The following is an 18,043-nucleotide window of genomic DNA, read 5'->3' on the forward strand; positions in this document are numbered from 1 at the left end:
GAGGAAGCAATAGAGCATAATAAAGCCGCTTCGTGAAGATAAGAAGCGGCTTTTAATTTCTACTAAAATTAATATAGAGCATTAGCTCTTTGTTTCAGTAGAATTATCATTATCTGTAAGTGACTTATGTTTATTATCTACATTTCTGTAAGCCCATCCAAAGATTAATGGGAATACCCATAGCGAGAAGATCATGGCACATAAAATACCTCCAATTACAACTCTGGCCAAAGGTCTGGAACTTTCAGAACCAATACCATGCGAAATGGCCGCAGGCAATAAACCAATGGCTGCCATTAAGGCGGTCATCATTACAGGGCGTATGCGCGATTTAACCCCTTCTTTAATGGCTGAGTATAATGTATTGGACGCACCCTTTATGTTTTCAAGATTGTGCTTAAATACCGTTATCAGTAAAACCCCATCCTGAATACAGATACCAAATAAGGCTATAAAACCAATACCTGCGGAGATACTGAAATTGGTACCCGTTATATGCAGTGCTGCAATTCCACCCACTATTGCAAAAGGCACATTTAAAAAGACAAGCCCGGCATCTTTTAAATTGCCAAACATGGTAAACAGCAATAGAAAAATTAATAATAAGCTGATGGGAACTACCTGTGCCAGTCTATGTTCGGCTCTTTTCTGATTTTCAAAATCGCCCTGCCATGCCATGGTGTAACCACGTTTTAATTGAACAGCCTGATCAACTTTTTTCTGTGCTTCTGCAATCGTACTGCCCATGTCTCTATCGCGTACAGAAAATTTAAGTGCAGAGTAACGTTGGTTATCATCCCTGAAAATTAAGCAGGGGCCTGTTTTTTCTGTGATGGTGGCAATTTCTTTAATGGGCACTTTAGAGCCACTTTGTGTTGGCACCAAAAGGTTCCCAATATCTTCCGGTGTTTTTCTGAAATTTTCCGGAAGGCGAATACGAATATCAAATGTTTTAATACCCTCATACAATGTTGAGGCTGCTAAACCACCTATGGCCATAGCAACCACTGCATTGGCATCGGCAGTGGCAACGCCATACATGGCCATTTTGTTCTGATCAAGATTTACATCTAACTCCGGTTGCCCAATGTTATGGATCACACCCAAATCGGTAATGCCACGAACATTTTTTAAAATATTATATACTTCCTGAATTTTGCCTTCCATATAATTTAAAGAATCACCATATACTTTTACACTGATGGAACCTTTTACACCGGAAACAGCTTCTTCTACATTATCCATAATGGGCTGCGAAAAATTTAGATCAATACCTGGTATATTGGATAAGGATTTGTTCATTTCTTCAATCAATTGATCCTTAGTGATGTTCGGCTTCCAGGAATCTTCTGGATACAGCATCACAGAAAATTCATTGTTGTAAAAACCTGCTACATCGGTACCATCATCTGGACGGCCGGTTTGTGATACGGCATATTTTACCTGAGGAAATCCCATTAATATTTTTCGAATCTGTGTTGAAATTTCAACCGATTTATCTAAGGAAATGCTGTAAGGTGTTTGTACCCTTAACCAGATAGAACCTTCATCTAATTCAGGTAAAAACTCAGATCCCAGGTATTTGAAAGAATAAAGACCACCTACCATAATTACCAATGCAATGGGTACAACCCATTTTCTTCTTTTGTAAGCACCTGCAAATCCTTTCTGCATAAAACCAGTGAGGGCTTCTACAAAAGGATTGTGTTTTTCGTGCACATTTTTTCTAAGCAATAAGTTTATTAAAACAGGTACCAGTGTTAGTGTAGTAATCAGTGCACCCAATAAGGCAAAACCCAATGTATAAGCCAATGGAGAGAACATTTTCCCTTCCACTTTCTGAAAAGCAAAAATGGGTAAGAGGCCTGTTATAATAATCACTTTTGCAAAGAAAATAGCTTTTCCTAATTGGGCTCCATTTTTCCTGATTAACCCTAGTTTGGCAATTTTATTGAATCGCTCCATACCCATTTCTTTGGCTTTATGGTCAAGTATTACAAACATACCTTCTACCATGACGACCGCACCATCTATAATAATACCAAAGTCAACTGCACCCAATGATAACAAATTGGCACTCATGCCCATTAAGCGCAAACAAATAAAGGCAAACAACAAGGCCATGGGAATAATAATGGAAACAATTAAAGTTGTACGCCAGTTAAACATGAAGAGCGAAACCAATAAGGTAACCAGCAATATGCCTTCCACCAAATTATGCAGTACAGTATGTGTTGCATAATTAATTAAATCAGTTCTATCGTAATAAGGAACAATTTGTGTATCAGCAGGTAAAATAAACTGATTCAGTTTATCTATTTTATCTTTAACTGCATTCAATACTTTAGTAGGATTTTCACCTTTTCGCATTAAGATAATGGCTTCTACCACGTCGGGTTCATCGGTTTCAACTCTTGTTCCATCTTTGTTTATCAAGCCATTTGAACGAGCTACCCAGCCTAAGCGGGGCAAGTTGGAAATTTCAACATTAGCAACATCTTTTACCAGTACCGGTACTCCGTTGATGTTTTCAATAATGATGTTTTTGATTTCATTAATATCATTCAATAAACCAATACCTCGCACTACAAAAGCCTGGTTATTTTGAATAATAACATCTCCACCAATATTAATATTTGTTTTTTGTACAGCAGTAAATACATCGAGCGGAGTAATACCCAGATTGGTGAGTTTTTCCGGGTTTACCTGTATTTCATAAGTTTTAGTTTTTCCGCCAAAACTTACAATATCGCCAACGCCGGGAACGGAGCGCAATTGACGATCAATGACCCAGTCTTGCATAGTTTTTAATTCTCTTACATCTCTGATATTGCTTTTGAGAGTATAGCGATAAATTTCGCCGGTAGGCCCAGTAGGAGGTTGAACTGAAGGATTAACGCCGGCAGGAAGATTGGCATTACCCAACAAATTCATTACCTGCTGACGGGCTTGTGGGTCTTTTACATTATCATCGAATATCAGTTTAACATACGATAAACCAAATATGGTAGAGGAACGAAGACTCACTTTATCCTGTACCGGATTCATGGCCAATTCAATGGGAATGGTAACAAATTTTTCTACTTCTTCTGCGCTTCTGCCCGGCCATTGGGTAATAATGCTGATTTCAGTATTGGTAACATCAGGAAATGCTTCAATGGGCATATTTTTAAATGTTACAATACCCACTATGATCATAGCCAGCGATGCCAATAGTATAAAAAATTTATTTTTAAGCGAAAATCCAATTACGCTTTTTAATATTTTAATCATTGCTTTAGTTTGAAATAAATGAAAACTAATTGTTTAGGGTATCGTAAATTAAAATGGCCTGCGATGCAATAATGCGATCTCCCACTTCAATACCCGAAGCGATATAAGTTTTATCTCCAATCGTATTAATTACTTCTACAGGTGTAATCACGGCTACACCGTTACCCTGATACTTTAGCACATAATACCTGCTGTTATCAAATACCAATGCTTTGGATGAAACACAAATGGCTTGTTTATTTTCTTTATTGGTAATTAAAATACTTGCAAACATTTGGGGTTTTAATGCATAATCATTATTTGGCAATACTACTTTAACTTTCATTACTTTATTGGCCGGGTCTAATACATTCATCATTTTATCAACCTTTCCTTTAAAAATTCTGTTGGGATAGGATATGGTAGTAACGTCAACGGGATCGCCCAGATGAATTTTACTGATGTTTGATTCATATACATTGGCATAAATCCATACATCTTTCAAATCAGAAATGGTGAAAAGATTATTACCATTATCAGTTCTGATAGCTGTATTGTTGGTAATATTTTTTTGAACAATAAAACCACTGATAGGTGCTTTAATCACATAATTACCCTGTGTATTGTTGCCATTAATTTTTAAAATCCTATTCACCATTTCTAATTGGGCAACTGCCTGCTGGTAAGCTGCTTCGGCAGCATTCACATCCAATTGCGAAGCAAGTCCGCTTTTAAACAAGTCGCGCTGTGCATCTAAATTTTTCTTGGCAACTGCCAGATTTGTTTCTGCATTTACTAAACTATTACTGTAACCGGCCATTTCGCTACTTTTTACAATAGCCAATACCTGGCCTTTTTGTACATAATCGCCTAACTGTACTTTTACATCTTCCACATTACCACTCACCAACGGATAGATATTTACCTGCTTATCTTGATTAAAATCTACTGTTCCGGTTAATGTTAATGCTTCAACGAGCGGACATTTTTGTACAGTATCTATTTTCAATGTTTTCAATAACGAGTCGGGAATTACATATTGTAGCCTCGTTTCTTTTTTTGCTGTTTCATCTTTACAGGCACTCATGCTGCATGCAGTAATTGCAATAATAAATGCGGGCAATACCCATTTATTTTTAAAAATATGCTTCATAAATCAATAATTCAGGGTTTAATAAAGTGATGTTCCGGTATAATAATTTAAATCTTCAAATGCGCTGATGCGGTTGAATTTAATAGAATTTATTTGTAATGTATTTTGTTTATAGGCATCATAAAAATCTAAAAAATCGAGCAGGCTGATGTTTCGTTTTTTGTAATTCGATAAAACTTCTTCCTTCAACCGGTCAAAATCTTTTCCAAAAGCAGGATCTATTTTTTGGTACAATGCCGTATTGTCGTAAGCCTTTTGCAAAGCCCGATATATTTGCGCTTCAATACTTGCTTCAGCACTTTTCTGGGTAGTGGCACTGTAATCAATCATCGATTTGGCCGATTTAATATTACCCTGGTTTCTGTTAAAAATTGGGATATCTATACCAAAACCTATATTGTTAAAGTTTTGAATATAGTTGCCTTGCTGGTCGTATCCTAATTGAAGGGTAAGATCGGGCACTGCTAAGGCTTTTTGAAGTTCGTAATTTTGTTTATTCATGTCTGTGTAAGCTTTTGCAATTTTTAAATCGGTTCTGGCCTGATAAGCTGAATCGATTAATATTGCAATAGGATATTTGGCAGGGCTGATTTTTGCCAGTTTGGTTTCATTAACTTCTGGTTGTATAAAACTGTCTTTTAACTGCAATACCAGCCGCAATTCACTTTCTGTATCATTAATTTGATTGATTAAATCGTTGTATTCGCTTTCTAAGCTGTACAATTGCGCTTTAATTCTAACTACTTCTTTTTCGGCAATATATCCCTTTGATTGCTGTTCTTCAAAGGCTTTTACCACTTGCTGCAGCGATTGAATTTCCTGTTGGTATACTTTAGAGGATTGCGTTAAATAATAAATATTATAAAAATCGGTTCTTAGTGTATACCGCAAGGTGCGCATTAAATCATAAAACTGATATTCAGCCAATTTGGCATTGGTTTCGGCCAGTTTAATTTGCTTATTTCTTTTGCCGGCCAAAATAATCATTTGTGAAAGTGTAGCCTGAATTTCGCCTTCCGAACCAAAGGGCAGCACTTTTTTTGAAACCGGCTGCAGCATCATTTGCGAAATATTGATATTTGGATTGGGATACAGTTTGGCCTGTATAATTAATGCCTTTTGTGCATTTACATTATAGCGTTGGGCTAAAAGCAGCAAATTATTTTGCAAGAAGATACTTTCAGCACTATCTATACTTAAATGAACAGTATCACTAGTGGGAGGTTGCCATTGTGCCATTGCAATACGGGAACAAAGCAATATTACTCCAAACAAAAAAATCGTTTTTAGTTTTTGCATATACAACCTGTAATATTCTATGAATAAATTATATCCGTTAAAATACTAAGCATTTGCCAATATTTTAACCAAATACACACCATAATTGTAAAAATAATTTTATGCTATGAATGGCTTTGGAGGAGGCGGTGTGATTTCGCGGATGATCAGTAAAGTAAAAAATTCATTTCTGCTTCTACGGTAAGTATTATCCTTCACATATTGAAGCGGAATTAATTTAACAGGTAGTTGCTGGCAAATTTTTACATCAAAATGTTTGATGTTTTGTGATTCTCTTGCATTATGTTTACAATATTCCGGGAAGGCATCTTTATTGCCTAAAATAATTTCATCGAAATATTCTACCATTGAATTTAAATAATTGAAGTCGCTGATGGTATTTCTGTGTTTATGCGGATGAAAGTCGATAGAGTCCATACTGAAATTTAGAACCTGTAGGGCTACTACCAATAAGAGGAATTTTGCTACAATATTTTTTATTCTATTTTTAAATAATACATCCACGATTGCAAATTTAATTATAATACAGGCTATTCGATTATATGAGCATACTTTAATAATCTTTTAACGTAGAACATTTAGGCTGCTTTACTTCTACAACTGATTATATAAAAAACCTGTTGCATGGGTACAACAGGTTTTTAAATTGAATATATTGATGTTGCAATTATTTCTTTTCAGAAGAATCGCCCAGTGGTTTATCTTTTGCCATATCAACCAATATAGGTGCGGCAACAAATATGGAAGAGTAAGTACCGGTAATTACACCAATTAACATTGCGAAAGAAAATCCGCGGGTAACCTCACCACCAAATATGAATAATATTAACAAGGTGAGAAATACGGTTAATGATGTCATAATGGTACGACTCAATGTATCATTAATTGATTTATTGATAATGGCTCCTTTTGTGGCCCCTTTCATTAAGTGACTGTTTTCCCTGATTCTGTCGAACACAATTACGGTATCGTTCATAGAGAAACCAATTACGGTTAAGATGGCCGCAATAAAATGCTGATCAATTTCTAATGGGAATGGTACAATTTTTCTAAAGAAAGAGAAAACAGCTAAAGTAACGCATACATCATGCATTAAAGAGAAAATAGTACCCAGCGAATATCTCCAGTCTCTAAAACGGATGAAAATATACAAACATATAATAATCACTGCAATGATGGTTGCTTTTTTGGCACCTGCTTTCAAATCATCTGAGATAGAAGGCTGAACAGTTTGAGAACTTTGCTTGTATTTTTTATCAAAATCGTAGAAAGTAGTACCGGCCGGTAAATAATTCTTCAATCCTTCAAATATAGTATGTTCTATAATTGAATCAGTATTGGGTTTTGATTCTTTAATCAGATAAGCTGTTGTAATATTTAACTGATTATTGGTTCCAACTGTTTTAATAATCGGCAATTCACCACCCAAAACAGGACGCAATTCATCGGCTAATTTTTGCTGGTTTACCGGTTTATCGAACTTAACGGTATAGCTACGACCCCCTTCAAATTCAACGCCTTCATCAAAACCATTGAAATAAGAGGCAATTCCCAAGGTAAATACAATGGCAGAAATGATATAAGTAATTTTTCTATACTCAATAAATTTGAATGCAGAATGTTTAAATATTTTTCTGGAGATGGCAGTGAAATAGTTAAAGTGGCGCTTCCTGGTCATGTATATATCGGTAATCATTCTGGAAACCAGAATACCACAGAACAGTGATAATAAAATACCGATAATTTGTGTGGTAGCAAATCCTAACACAGGACCCAATCCAAAATAAGCCAAAATAATAGCGGTTAACAAAGTAGTTACGTGGGCATCTAATACAGGTGCCAATGAACGTTTATAACCGTCGTTAATTGCATTTTGATAGCTTTTACCCTTGGTAAGTTCTTCTTTAATTCTTTCAAATATAATAACGTTCGTATCTACCGCCATACCCACCGTTAATACCAAACCTGCTATACCGGCTGCGGTAAGTGTAAATCCTAATGCACTCAATATACCTATGGTAAATAGTAAGTTTAGGATTAATGCAATATTGGCTACCCAACCACCATTGTTATAATAAATAAGCATTAAAGAGAATATAACCAGGAAGGCGATAAAGAATGCCAAAGCACCACCTTTAATGGCTGCACTTCCCAAAGTAGGCCCAACAATTTGCTCCTGTACAATTTTTGCCGGAGCAGTTAATTTACCACTGGTTAATATTTCTGCAAGATCCTGTGCTTCTTTAACAGTGTAGTTGCCGGAAATTTGTGAATTACCGGTTGTAATAGCATCATTTACATTGGGTGCAGAGTAAACAAAATTATCTAATACAATAGCGATAGGTTTGTCAATATTTCTGGCAGTCATTTTTGCCCAGATATTGGTACCCACATTATCCATTGACATGCTGATTACCACACGGCCTCTTTCATCATTATCCTGACGTGCGTTGGTAACATGCTCACCTTCTAATTCAGCCTGTCCGTTGTCTAAAGTTTTGATAGCATATAGATTCAGGAAATTTTTTGCCTTAGGATCATCACTGGTATTATCGGGTTTACCATACATGAATACGAGGTTAGATGGAAATTTGCTTTTCACAATATCCATATTGATGTACCTGTTAAACGTGCCTGTATCTTTTACCTGAATCATGGCAATAACACCCGGATATACTACTTTGCCGGTAGCATTACGATAGGGTTGAGGGCCGGGTAACAACAACCTTCTTAACGGATTTTCATTGTTTTTGAATGTGGTAGAATCGGTTGTAGTGGTATTGCTATTTGAAGCAGATGATAATTGCGATAATGTAGCGGTTTGTGTTGTATCTGTTTTTTCTGATGTTTTTGCTACAGGTGCAGTTTCCGATTTTGCTTTTGCAGTATCAGTAGCTTTGATGCCATTTAAATAATCCTGTAAAGCTTTGTCTGCACTTAATAAACCATTCACTAACTCCGAATTTTCGGCGGTATACACTTCAAAGAATTGTAAGTTGGCAGTAGATTGCAGGTAATTTCTAACCCTTTCCGGATCGGTAATGCCGGCCAATTCTACATTGATAATCCCTTTTGCAGGATCGGGGTTGATATTGGGAGAAGAAACCCCAAATTTATCAATACGTGTTCTTAAAACCCGTAATGTGTTATTAAAAGCAGCAGTAGCCTGTTCTCTTAAATAATTGGTAACATCATCATTAGATGTGTTGTATTTTAATTTGCCATTACTTCTGGCTACAAAGAATGGTGCCAACTGTGCATTGGGATTAATTTTTTTGTATTCATCAATAAACAGGGTAATTAAATCTGCTCCACTATTTGCTTTTTTATTGACTGCAGCTGCTAAAGCCTGATTAAATTGTGGGTCTTTGGTATAATCGGCCAACGATTTGATTAAAGCATCTAACTGTACTTCTAAAGTAACACTCATACCTCCCTGCAAATCAAGACCCAATAATAGTTCTTTATCTTTTGCGCTGCGGTAGGTTGTTAAACCGAATGGCCCAATTTTAAAATCTTGGGTACTGTCCAATAACCTTTTGTATTCAGCTTCTTTTAACTGTTTTAAAGTATCGGCATACAAATCCCGCAAGTTAGTATTATCAGGATATTTTACTGATGGGGCAGGGTAGGCCTGTACATATTTTTCGGCCTTGGCTTCCATGGCACTTTCGTGGCTCTTTACAATCCATGTAAAAGAGAGCTGGTAAATACAAATTAAAATAAGAGCAATCGTAAAAAATCGCACTAAACCTTTCAGTTGCATACTAGTAAGGGTTTATAAAATTTTAGAGTGGGCAAAGATAGGGGAATGAAAATGATATTTAATTAGAAATTAACAACAGTAAAATTGTTTAAAAAAAATTATTGTACATCCACCAGATTCACATCAAAAAATAGCGGCGCATTGGGGGGTATCGGGCCACTGCCAATACATCCGTAAGCCAAAGCAGAAGGAATAACCATTTTAATTTCGCCTCCTTTCTTAATCAGCGGAATGGCAATTTGCCAGCCCTGAATCAGTGAATACAAATTCCATCCTGTTTGACTGGCATTGGGCTGCATATCGAAGGTGGTACCATTTAATAATTTTCCGGTATATGTTATATATATTTTTGAATTGAGTGAAGGGGTTGCGCCTGTTCCTGATGTGATAATTTGATATAAAATGCCACTGGTATCAGTTTGGTAGGTAACGCCATTGGCCACACAAAAGGCTACCATGGCATTTTTTTCTGAAGCTACCGTTGCTGACTGGCAAGGAGCACCTCCACCGGAATTGGATTTTGAACAGGCAGAAAAAAAGATTACTGAAATAAAAGCGGCTGTTAACAGTTGCTTCACCATCATTGTTTTTTTATGAATGAGTAGAATTGTTTGGGTTGTTAGAACCAGTTGTTGTATTGTTTTTTTCAAGTTTTCGTTTTTTGGATAGTAATTCTAAATAATGCTGCTGGTTCATTTCCCATCGGTAATTCCTGTACAAAAAAGCCATAACTATTGAAATGATGAGAATGATCAACAATAAAAAAAATGGATTTAGTTTGGTATGCGCTTCCATATCTGCACGTTCATACCATCCGGCAGCTATCAGCAAAATGATGCCTGCACCCAGACTGATTCCTGATGAAAATCCTTTCAATAATGTGCGGACGCTGGTTTTTTGCTTCTCCCCGTTAGCAGACCAATAAGCAATAAATTTTTCTTCCTCCTCGGTTAACATGTCGCAAATGTAATATTTAAGCTTTCAAAATTGCTGCTATGGTATAAAAAATCGATTTTTTGGGTTAAAATGTCAAAATCAGGTATTACATATTGTATCTACCTGACATTACTTTACTTTTAGCATACATTTTTTTAAAACAGAAATTATATTCCTGAATCGGCTTATTTTCGTAGCATACACTTAAAATTAACTGCATGCGCTTACTTAAAAAGCATGGCATATTGGTATTCTGGTTTTTTTTATTGGCCGATTGTTACCTCATTCATACAGAAAAAGAGCAATTGCGGATATTTACTAAACCCTTGTTAATACCCATTTTGCTTTTTTTTATTTTTTAAACGCAAAACATAATTTGTTTAAACATACTAAAACATTGTGTTTTTAGCGTTCGTATTTGCCTGAATAGGCGATATTTTGTTAATGGGGAAAGAAACCCTTTTCTTTATTTTCGGAATGGTGGCATTTATTGTTGCACTCATTTTTTTCATCATTACTTTTTTAAGAATGCACCAGCCTGAACTAAAACATAGCCAGGAAGCATTTATTGGTGTGGCTATTTTGTTTTGTTGGAATTATTTAGTCTTTCGCTTTATTGGTGCCAATTTAGGAGGCATGAAATGGCCTATACTAATATATATGTTGATAATTAGTACAATGGCTGTTAGTACGGTTAATTTATTAAGTAGTAGAAGTAAGAAAAATTTAGTCATTAATTTTTTTATACCCGGCGCTGCATTGTTCATGATTTTTGATTCGGTACTGGCATTAAAAATGATTTTATATTCTGATGTATCTTTTCTTGGTGTAGTAGTAATGGTAAGTTATGGTTATGCGCTGGGTTTATTGGCAGATGGGTTTACCCGTTATTTTAGGGGATAAAAAAATACCTCATAAAATGAGGTAAGGATTGTTAAAGTCATCATCTTTCTTGAGTAAAAAATAATCCAAAACTTTTTTCCACAATTGTATCCATTTCATAGTTCAACTGTTTTGTCATGAAACAATAAAGGGATTGATTGGAAAAAAATCCCGAAAAAAATAATGACTATTCGTTTCGGGATTTTTATATGTTGTATGGTTAGAAGGATTAGTAACCCATTCCGCCCATATCGGGTGCAGGATGTGCTGCAGGTGCCTCAGGTTTTGGTTTGTCGGCAATTACACATTCGGTAGTTAAGAACATACCTGCAATAGATGCGGCATTTTCTAAAGCTACGCGGCTAACTTTTGTAGGATCAATAACGCCGGCTTTAAACAGGTTTTCGTATTGTTCTGTTCTGGCATTGAAACCAAAATCACCTTTGCCTTCTTTAATTTTTTGCACTACAATTGAACCGTCAACACCGGTATTGGTAGTTAAGATGCGGATGGGTTCTTCCAAAGCACGGCGAATAATGGCCATACCGGTTTGTTCATCAGCAATTTGGCCTTTAATTTTGTTTTCCAATACCTCAATGGCGCGGATGTAAGCAACACCACCGCCGGGAACAATACCTTCTTCAACGGCTGCTCTTGTAGCATGTAAAGCATCATCCACACGGTCTTTCTTTTCTTTCATTTCCACCTCGGTAGCTGCGCCGACATACAATACTGCAACACCCCCGGCTAATTTAGCCAAACGTTCCTGCAGTTTTTCTCTGTCGTAATCAGAGGTAGTATTTTCAATTTGTGCTTTAATTTGATTCACTCTTGCGGTTATATCTTGCTTTTTACCTTTTCCGCCAACAATAGTAGTATTGTCTTTGTCGATGGTAACAGAAGCAGCCTGTCCTAAGTAACTTAAATCAGCATTTTCTAATTTAAATCCTTGTTCTTCGCTTACTACAGTACCTGCAGTTAAAATAGCAATATCGTTCAACATTTCTTTTCTTCTGTCGCCAAATCCGGGAGCTTTTACAGCAGCCACTTTAATGGTACCACGCAATTTGTTCACCACCAATGTAGCCAATGCTTCCCCTTCTAAATCCTCTGCAATTATTAATAACGGACGGCCACTTTGCGCAACTTTTTCAAGTATGTGCAAAATATCTTTCATGGCAGAAATTTTCTTATCATATATTAATATGTAAGGATTTTGCAATTCTGCTTCCATTTTTTCGCTGTTGGTAACAAAATAAGGAGAGATGTAGCCACGATCGAATTGCATACCTTCTACAACATCAACTGTAGTATCGGTTCCTTTGGCTTCTTCAACGGTAATAACACCTTCTTTACCTACTTTTAAGAATGCTTCTGCAATTAATTTACCGATGGTTTCATCGTTATTGGCAGAAATGGTAGCCACCTGTTGTATTTTTTTAGAATCGTTTCCAACAGTTTGGCTTTGTGCTTTCAGGTTTTCAACCACTAAGCTAACAGCTTTATCAATACCACGTTTTAAATCCATTGGATTGGCACCGGATGCAACCATTTTTAAACCTTCACTAATAATCGCTTGTGCCAAAACGGTAGCGGTAGTAGTACCATCACCGGCCTGATCGGCGGTTTTGGAAGCTACTTCTTTTACCATTTGTGCACCCATATTTTCAATAGGGTCTTCTAATTCAATTTCTTTTGCAACAGTAACACCATCTTTAGTTACCTGAGGTGCACCGAATTTTTTCTCAATTACAACATTTCTGCCTTTAGGGCCTAATGTTACTTTTACGGCGTTGGCTAATACATCAACACCTTTTTTCATTTTATTTCTTGCTTCAATGTCGAAGAAAATTTGTTTTGCCATCTTTTATTTTTTAAAAGTTTGGAAATATTTTGTTTGAATATTTTTTCGGAAAAGGCTAAGATTCGCAATTAATGCATCATTCGGTAAGCATGTTTGAATGGCTGATGGATTAAACTATCGCCAAAATATCGCTTTCCCGCATAATTAATAAATCTTCTCCTTCAATTTGAATTTCAGTTCCGGCATATTTACCATATAAAACGGTATCGCCTACTTTTACGGTTAAAGGTTCATCTTTTTTACCGGCCCCGGCAGCAACAATAGTTCCTTTTTGGGGTTTTTCTTTTGCAGTATCAGGAATGATAATTCCACCTGCTGTTTTTTCTTCTGCCGCAGCAGGCTTAACAATTACCCTGTCATGTAGTGGAGTAACGTTTACTTTTTTAGCCATACGTTATAGATTTTTAGTTGTTAAAAGAAAACTGATTTTAATGAAACGTTACTTGCTATTTTTATGCCACCGCGACATAACAAGTCAAATTTGCAGACTTTGCCTATTTTCTTTTCAGTAAATTTCCCAGCTTGGCAGCAATCTTTGGTTAAGTAACCTTCATGAAATAAACTAAGTGTCAAAATTTCACGCCCTAACCCATTTATTATCGACTGCCCGGATAAAAGAAAAAAAACTTTTTTTCAATCCAAATGAAATCACAATTCGTAAGTGTCATTAAACTGTCATTTATGAAAACAACAAAAATACTTCGTATAGGGGCCATTACCCTTTCTGTTTTAGTGGTTGTTTTATTTGTTCACATTTATTGGGTGACCCGGCCCCAAAAAATAGATGTAAACAGCATTGCAATGGCGCGGATAGATTTTAAAACGCCATTAACCGATCAACAAGGTGCCGCCATTACCGAGTGGTTGTATGCCCAAAAAGGGGTTTCACATGTTTTATGTAATACTAAAACCAGGATTGCAGTGTTTACCTTTTATCCTGCTCAAATAAATGCCACTCAATTAACGGCGCAATTATCAAAATCAATGGCACTACCGGCCAGCCGTTATTTACCTTCTTCGGAAGAAATGGCTTCCGGTTGTCCGGTATTGCCTAATTCAACTGAGAAAAAGCTGGTGCAAATGGTTCAATCTGTTTTTTAATCATTCTTAAACAATAAAAATTCAACACAATGAAAAAAGTACAAACCGTATTTCTGGTAACCGCATTTTTTGCAGCCATCGCTTTATTGGGCAGTTCGTGTAAAAAAAGTGACACCACACCGCCTATGATGACAAAAACTTTATATGATTCATTAGGTGGAACAACAATGGTACCTGATCCGGCAGTTCAGGGTGCCATGATTGAAAAAGGGCGTTTGGGTATTCGTTCGGTAGTTGATAGCGCCATTTTTGTAATTGCTGCCGATACAAACATTAATGTCTACTTTAAAGTGTTGTTACAGGAAGTTTCATCCGGAAATTTGAGTGGATTTAAGGCTTTGAGCAAGAATTTAACTGATTTTTTCTGTGTAGGCACCGGTGCTAAAAACTTTACTTATGGTGGGAAAGATATGGTATCTGCCCATAATCCTGCCACCAATCCACGTATGAATGGCAAAGCAATGAACGATGATTTTGATTCATTTATTAAGGATGTGGTTGTGGCAGCCAAGAAAAATGGATTACCCGATTATTTGATTGCAAGATTAGGTACCATTATTAATTCACTGCGTTCGCAAGTGGTGCAGGCATAAAACATAGTTGGTACTATAGTTATGTAAATTTTGCGAGGTAAGTTCGCTATTTCCGGGGAAGGATAATAGCGGACTTTTTTTATACCTATATTGTAATATTGTAAAAGTGTACATCTGTTACTCAATCACATTTGGAAACTACGTATAAACCATTACTTTTGCTGCCACTAAAACAGTTCTTTCAGCAATGATTAGCAGACGAAATATACGTGTTAAAGTAATGCAGTTACTCTACATTATTGAGAGTGCAAAAGATCCTGAGTGCTTTAAAAATCCGGTACAACAACTTGAAAATAATTTTAAAAAAACCGGCGAACTCTTTGTTTACCTGCTTTATTTTTTAACCGAAGTTGCAAAGTATGCAGAGCAGGATGCTCGTTTAAAAGCCAGTAAAAATATTACCAGTTTTGAAGATTTGAATGTCAATACTAAAATTGCAGGAAATCAAATCCTGTGGAATATTTTAGAATTACCAGCCATTCAGGAGGCCATCAAATCCAATCAACCAGATAAAATGATTGACAGGGAACTGGTAAAGAAAATTTATCAGAATATGATCGTCTCTTCAGAGTATAAAACCTATATTCTGGAACAAGGTCGCGATTTAAAGAAGGAAAAAGCCATTTTACTCTATATTTTTAATCAGTTCATTTTACCGAATGAAGATTTTGAAGCACATGTAGAGGATTATTTCCCCAATTGGCAGGATGATGGCGATATGATGATGCAATTCATTACAGAAATCATTCAAAAACCGGCGGCAAGCAATTTTCCGCAATTATTATCAGAAGATAAATGGAAATTTGCCAAAGATTTGCTGATGACAGCCATAGAAAAAAAAGATTTTACATTGAGCATCATTAAACCCAAATTAAATAATTGGGATGCAGAAAGAATTGCATTATTAGATATGATTATTATGCGTTTGGGTGTATGTGAATTTCTTTATTTTGAAACCATTCCAACCAAAGTAACCATTAATGAGTACATTGATATTGCAAAAGAATATAGTACGCCGCAAAGCGGCCATTTTGTAAATGGCATTTTAGATTCTATTCACAAAGAGCTGGTGTTTGTAGGTAAAATTGAAAAAGTAGAATTTAAATCCGGGCAATAATACATTTGCAGCTATGAAATTATTCCCATTAGTTACTATAACCTTATTGTTCTTTGCTATATTCGCCTGCAGTACGCATCATAAAGAAGCGAATACCGATATGAAAGCAGCATTAGATACTGCTCATTATACAACGGTAAAATGGTTAGATAGCACGGTTCAGTTTGGCGGTATACCTAAAGGTGAACATATTACGGTGCGTTTTCGGTGTAAAAATACCGGTAATGAACCATTAATATTGGTGAATGTAAGGTCTGAATGCGGTTGTACAGTAACCAGTTATACAGAACATCCCATAATGCCGGGTTCTGAAGGGTTAATTGAAGCAGCGTTTAACAGTGAACATGTGCCGGTGGGAAATGTGCGTAAAACGGTTATTGCCAATACCAATACCAAAAATGGAACGGAACATTATTTGTTTTTTGAAGGGCAGGTTATTGCAGATAGTGTTGCCAACCATTAACCATTACTTTGTATCTATTTAATCAATTATAAAACAGAATCACATGTTCAATGTTATTTTAATGGCCGGTAATCCACAGCAGGGTGGTGGATCTATTCAATTGTTTTTAATGATTGCCATCATTGCCGTATTTTACTTTTTCATGATTCGTCCGCAGGCAAAAAAAGCCAAAGAGCAAAAAAAATTTATCGATAATCTGCAAAAAGGGGATAAAATTGTTACACTTGCCGGCATACATGCCACTGTTAACAAGGTAAATGAAGATGGTACCCTGCAAATTGAAGTAAACCCGGGCAGCTATTTAAAAATTGAAAAATCTGCCATTAGTATGGAATGGACAGCAGCACTGAATAAAGCAACTGCAGTTGCCGAAAAAAAATAATTAATTTAAGTAAGTAAAACCCGGCTGTGCAAACATGGCCGGGTTTTTTATGCAATTATATCAAAAGAGAAATACTAATTTTAACCATGCTTAAAATAGGGTTAACAGGAGGAATTGGTAGTGGTAAGACAACCGTTGCAAATATTTTTAAAGTATTTGATATACCCGTGTTGGATGCAGATACTGTTGCAAAGGAATTAATGGAGAAAGATATTACAGTTGTTACTGCCATTCGTAAAGTTTTTGGCAATGAAGTGTATCTGCATGGAAAATTAAACAGAGCTTATTTAGCTGGAATTGTTTTTAAGGATGAAAATAAGTTACATGCCCTAAATGCTATTGTACATCCGGCAACCATTGCTTTTTCCCAACAATGGATGGCACAACAGCAATCTGCCTACGTAATTAAAGAAGCTGCTTTGTTTTTTGAATCGGGGTCAGATAAGGAAATGGACTATATGGTTGGGCTTACAGCCCCTTTGGAATTAAGAATTGCAAGGGTAATGAAAAGAGATAAAACCACAAGATCTGCCGTACTGGCACGGATGAATCAACAAATGGATGAAAATGAAAAATTAAAACGCTGCCAATTTGTACTGCAAAACGATGAAACACAACTACTATTGCCACAGATAATAAAATTACACAGCCATTTTTTAGCATTAGCAAAAACAACTGTGTAATTCAGAAGTATAATGTTCCAATTGGATTGTTTAAAATATGTATTTGAATGCCCGGGAAATAAAAGGAATGACCAATGTTGCAAATCCGCCTGTTATTCCTGCATAACCCATAAACTGCATACGAAATGCATCATTATAAATTGGAATTGCAAACTTGTTGCCAATATGGCTGGCAGCTATAAAAAGAAAAATGGTTAATACTCCAAAACCAATCATATAAATAGCGGCACCGGCCATTTTAAAATTTACAAACAAGAAATGGTATATTAAACTGGCAATAATCATAAACAACATGGAAGAGAATATGATTGACGAAACATTTACAATTTCTGAATAAGTAAAATTGGTTAATGAACGCAATAAAAAATCGTAAAACAGATTGAAAATTGTTAACAGATAACCTGCCAAAACGCCTACTGATAAATGTTTTGAGAGTGTGGTTTGTTGATATGTGTACTCCATACATTAATTTTTAAAATTGATTGACATGCTGTTTATTTTGTAAAATTAAAGAATGTGCCGCTGCTTTTAAAATTAAAATGTGCTAAGCTA

At 36.0% G+C, this 18,043-nt stretch carries 17 protein-coding genes; 7 read left to right on the forward strand and 10 right to left on the reverse strand.

Going from position 1 to position 18,043, the window contains the following annotated elements:
- Window positions 1-81: 81 nt before the first annotated feature.
- The 7 genes from JK139_RS01420 to JK139_RS01450 all read right to left on the reverse strand — a co-directional run bounded on the left by JK139_RS01420 (window position 82) and on the right by JK139_RS01450 (window position 10,427).
- Window positions 82-3,273, reverse strand: coding sequence for an efflux RND transporter permease subunit (locus JK139_RS01420; protein ID WP_074418393.1), 3,192 nt, complete (start codon window positions 3,271-3,273; stop codon window positions 82-84).
- Window positions 3,274-3,298: 25 nt separating this feature from the next.
- The gene (locus JK139_RS01425) at window positions 3,299-4,405 is read right to left on the reverse strand and encodes an efflux RND transporter periplasmic adaptor subunit (protein WP_074418394.1); all 1,107 of its coding nucleotides are present in this window, start codon (window positions 4,403-4,405) and stop codon (window positions 3,299-3,301) included.
- 18 nt (window positions 4,406-4,423) lie between these two features.
- Entirely contained in the window at window positions 4,424-5,704 is a 1,281-nt protein-coding gene (locus JK139_RS01430) for a TolC family protein (protein WP_218330410.1), read from the reverse strand.
- Between the two features lie 99 nt (window positions 5,705-5,803).
- Window positions 5,804-6,208 (reverse strand): hypothetical protein, encoded by a 405-nt coding sequence (locus JK139_RS01435; RefSeq protein WP_074418396.1) that lies wholly within the window; start codon window positions 6,206-6,208, stop codon window positions 5,804-5,806.
- A gap of 163 nt (window positions 6,209-6,371) precedes the next feature.
- Window positions 6,372-9,470, reverse strand: a complete 3,099-nt coding sequence (secDF, locus tag JK139_RS01440) for a protein translocase subunit SecDF (protein WP_218330411.1) — start codon at window positions 9,468-9,470, stop codon at window positions 6,372-6,374.
- 98 nt (window positions 9,471-9,568) lie between these two features.
- Window positions 9,569-10,051 carry an FKBP-type peptidyl-prolyl cis-trans isomerase gene (locus JK139_RS01445; protein WP_218330412.1) on the reverse strand — a complete coding sequence of 161 codons (483 nt, stop codon included), beginning with the start codon at window positions 10,049-10,051 and terminating at the stop codon, window positions 9,569-9,571.
- Window positions 10,052-10,061: 10 nt separating this feature from the next.
- Window positions 10,062-10,427 carry a hypothetical protein gene (locus tag JK139_RS01450; RefSeq protein WP_218330413.1) on the reverse strand — a complete coding sequence of 122 codons (366 nt, stop codon included), beginning with the start codon at window positions 10,425-10,427 and terminating at the stop codon, window positions 10,062-10,064.
- A gap of 417 nt (window positions 10,428-10,844) precedes the next feature.
- Here JK139_RS01450 and JK139_RS01455 point away from each other — a divergent pair, with 417 nt between their 5' ends.
- Window positions 10,845-11,309 (forward strand): lysoplasmalogenase, encoded by a 465-nt coding sequence (locus JK139_RS01455; RefSeq protein ID WP_262900153.1) that lies wholly within the window; start codon window positions 10,845-10,847, stop codon window positions 11,307-11,309.
- Window positions 11,310-11,517: 208 nt separating this feature from the next.
- Here JK139_RS01455 and groL read toward each other — a convergent pair whose 3' ends face one another.
- Window positions 11,518-13,152, reverse strand: a complete 1,635-nt coding sequence (gene groL / locus JK139_RS01460; protein WP_218330415.1) for a chaperonin GroEL — start codon at window positions 13,150-13,152, stop codon at window positions 11,518-11,520.
- A gap of 109 nt (window positions 13,153-13,261) precedes the next feature.
- Window positions 13,262-13,543, reverse strand: a complete 282-nt coding sequence (locus tag JK139_RS01465) for a co-chaperone GroES (RefSeq protein ID WP_068244777.1) — start codon at window positions 13,541-13,543, stop codon at window positions 13,262-13,264.
- Window positions 13,544-13,833: 290 nt separating this feature from the next.
- Here JK139_RS01465 and JK139_RS01470 point away from each other — a divergent pair, with 290 nt between their 5' ends.
- The 6 genes from JK139_RS01470 to coaE all read left to right on the forward strand — a co-directional run bounded on the left by JK139_RS01470 (window position 13,834) and on the right by coaE (window position 17,491).
- A complete protein-coding gene (locus JK139_RS01470) occupies window positions 13,834-14,253 on the forward strand; it encodes a hypothetical protein (protein ID WP_218330416.1) in 420 nt (139 codons plus the stop codon).
- 29 nt (window positions 14,254-14,282) lie between these two features.
- Complete coding sequence (locus JK139_RS01475; RefSeq protein ID WP_218330417.1) at window positions 14,283-14,846, forward strand: globin family protein; 564 nt, start codon at window positions 14,283-14,285, stop codon at window positions 14,844-14,846.
- A 187-nt stretch (window positions 14,847-15,033) separates the two neighbouring features.
- Entirely contained in the window at window positions 15,034-15,963 is a 930-nt protein-coding gene (gene nusB, locus JK139_RS01480; protein ID WP_218330418.1) for a transcription antitermination factor NusB, read from the forward strand.
- A 13-nt stretch (window positions 15,964-15,976) separates the two neighbouring features.
- A complete protein-coding gene (locus tag JK139_RS01485) occupies window positions 15,977-16,426 on the forward strand; it encodes a DUF1573 domain-containing protein (protein ID WP_218330419.1) in 450 nt (149 codons plus the stop codon).
- Window positions 16,427-16,469: 43 nt separating this feature from the next.
- Window positions 16,470-16,808 carry a preprotein translocase subunit YajC gene (yajC, locus tag JK139_RS01490; RefSeq protein ID WP_068244790.1) on the forward strand — a complete coding sequence of 113 codons (339 nt, stop codon included), beginning with the start codon at window positions 16,470-16,472 and terminating at the stop codon, window positions 16,806-16,808.
- 86 nt (window positions 16,809-16,894) lie between these two features.
- Complete coding sequence (gene coaE / locus JK139_RS01495; RefSeq protein ID WP_218330420.1) at window positions 16,895-17,491, forward strand: dephospho-CoA kinase; 597 nt, start codon at window positions 16,895-16,897, stop codon at window positions 17,489-17,491.
- A gap of 30 nt (window positions 17,492-17,521) precedes the next feature.
- Here coaE and JK139_RS01500 read toward each other — a convergent pair whose 3' ends face one another.
- Window positions 17,522-17,953: a hypothetical protein gene (locus JK139_RS01500; protein ID WP_218330421.1), complete on the reverse strand. Its 432-nt coding sequence runs from the start codon at window positions 17,951-17,953 to the stop codon at window positions 17,522-17,524.
- Between the last annotated feature and the right edge of the window lie 90 nt (window positions 17,954-18,043).

Origin of the sequence: Hydrotalea lipotrueae (genome assembly GCF_019249625.1) — a bacterium.
Taxonomy (GTDB): Bacteria; Bacteroidota; Bacteroidia; order Chitinophagales; family Chitinophagaceae; genus Hydrotalea; species Hydrotalea flava.